The 2,418-nt window shown below is 66.2% G+C and carries 1 protein-coding gene; it reads right to left on the minus strand.

Features of this window, described 5'->3' with window-relative positions; genetic code table 11:
- Positions 1 to 2,154, minus strand: a 2,154-nt coding sequence (locus AC2VON_RS17040) for a type I polyketide synthase (protein WP_486954004.1), incomplete at its 3' end; no start/stop codon positions are given.
- Between the last annotated feature and the right edge of the window lie 264 nt (positions 2,155 to 2,418).

The raw sequence follows: 2,418 nt of genomic DNA on the forward strand, positions 1-2,418 counted from the left end.
ATCCTGCACGGGTCCCGACAGCACGGTGTTGGCACCGTTGTAGGCACCAACCGACAGACGCGGAAATTCGTCGGTCAGGCGCTCGACACGCTCGGCAGCGGTGAACACCGCGACCATCCGACCGCCCGCAGGCAAGCTGGCGAAAAGTCGTCCGCGCTCGGCCATCAGCAGCGCGCCGTCCTCCAGGCTGAACACGCCGGCGACGCAGGCCGCCGAATATTGGCCGACGCTGTGGCCTAGGACCACGTCGGGGTCGAAGCCCCACGATTGCCAGAGGCGGGCCAAGCCCATCTCCACCGCGAATAAGGCGGGCTGGGCATAGGAGGTCTGCCGCAGCATATCGTCGCCAGCCGGGTCGTCCACATCGAAAATGACGTCCAACAAGGGCCTTTCGAGCACGTCAGATACCACTTCCGCGCAGCGGTTCAGTGTCTCGGTGAAGACCGGCTCGGCGTCGAAGAGTTCACGGGCCATGCCCGGGTACTGGCTGCCCTGACCGGTGAAGAGCCACGCCGTTTTGGGCTTGTCATCGGATACTCCGCGCACCAGGCCGGGCACCGGGCGGTCGTCGGCGAGCGCGCCGAGCAACTCAGTAGCGGACTCCATCGAGTTGACCACCAATGCGGCTCGGTGTTCGAAGTGTGCTCGCCCCACCCCGGCGGTAAAACACACGTCCGCCAAGGACGCCTCCGGGTGCGCACTCACCCAGGTGCGGTATTGATCGGCGATCTGCAGCAGTGCGCTGGGCGTCCGCGCCGATAGCGGAAGGATGCGAAACCGCCTGTCCCCGAGTGCCTCGAGCGGACTCGGTGCCGAGACCGCCTGACTGACGTCGTCGGGCGCTTCCTCGAGGATGACGTGCGCGTTGGTCCCGGCGAACCCGAACGAGCTGACTCCCGCGATACGGGGCCGACCGTTGCGTTCCCAGGCGGTGGCCTCCCGCACAACCTGCACGGCAAGCCGGTCCCAGGCAATATGCGGCGACGGGTTGCGGAAGTGCAGGTGTTGCGGCAGTAATCCGTGCTCAAGCGAGAGGATGACCTTGATCACACCCGCGATCCCCGCGGCCGCTTCCAGGTGCCCGATGTTCGTCTTCACCGAACCGATCAACAGCGGCTGGCTCGGCTCGCGCCCGGCGCCGAACACCACACCGGCGGCCTGCGCCTCGATCGGGTCGCCCAGCGAGGTTCCGGTCCCATGTGCCTCCAGGTATCCGACGTCGCCGGGCGCGATACCGCTCCGTTTCAGCGCGTCAGCGATAACTCGTTCTTGGGCAACGCCGTTCGGCACCGTTAAACCACCCGATGCGCCATCCTGGTTGATCGCACTGCCCCGGATGACAGCCCGAATCCGGTCGCCGTCGCGGATCGCGTCTGCAAGTCGCTTGATGACGATGACGCCGCAACCCTCGCCACGGACGTAGCCGTCTGCGGCCGCGTCGAACGTCTTGCACCGGCCGTCGGGCGCGAGCATGTGCGCTTGCGAGAACGTGATCATGGTCGCCGGGGTGAGCAGGACGTTCGCGCCGCCGGCTAACGCGAGGTCACATTCGCCCAGGCGCAGCGCTTGGCAGGCTTGATGGATGGCCACCAACGACGAGCTGCACGCCGTGTCGACGGCTACCGAGGGGCCCTGCAGCCCCAACCGGTGGCTGATCCGGCCCGCCGCTGCAGCATTCGACGTCCCGATTGCCAGATAGGCTTCGATCTCGGGATAAGTCAGCTCGTCGGATAGCAGCCCCAGGTAGTCGTGGGTGGCCAAACCGACGAACACGCCGGTATTGGTGTTCGCCAAAGCCGTCGGCGCGGTGCCTGAATGCTCCACCGCCCGCCAGGCGGTCTCCAGCAACAGCCGATGCTGCGGGTCCGTCAACCTGACCTCGCGCGTCGACATGTTGAAGAACGGCGCGTCGAATCCCGTCACGTCGTCGATGAAACCTGCCCGACGGGTCACGACCTTCCCGGGCGCACCGGGTTCCGGGTCGAAGAACTCGTCTGCATTCCAACGGTTTTGGGGCACCTCCGAGACCGCATCCCCCCCCTGGCGTAACAGTTGCCAGAATTCGTCTGCATCTGCGGCACCCGGAAAACGCGCCGCGTAGCCGACCACCGCAAAACCTGGTGACGACTGCTTCAGATCTTCGGGGACTGCCATGTGTTGTTCTCCCTGCCTCGGCCAGTCAAGATCCACGCGGGCGGACCGGTCGCGCCACAGCACCGCGGCCGCCAGCCTGTATTGTGAGGCCGCGCCGGCAGCAAGGACCTATCGCCAGGTAAGGTCGCCGGTCCACGTCCCATCCCCGTGGGCGGCTCGATTGCACGGTTTAGAGTGCCTGCCGGCAGCCGGTATTGCAAGGGCAGGGACGGAATGGACAAGCTATCGCAGGTAGAGCCACTGGGCCGCTGGTCCCCACGCCCA

It is taken from the genome of Mycobacterium sp. TH-M82, from assembly GCF_057473605.1.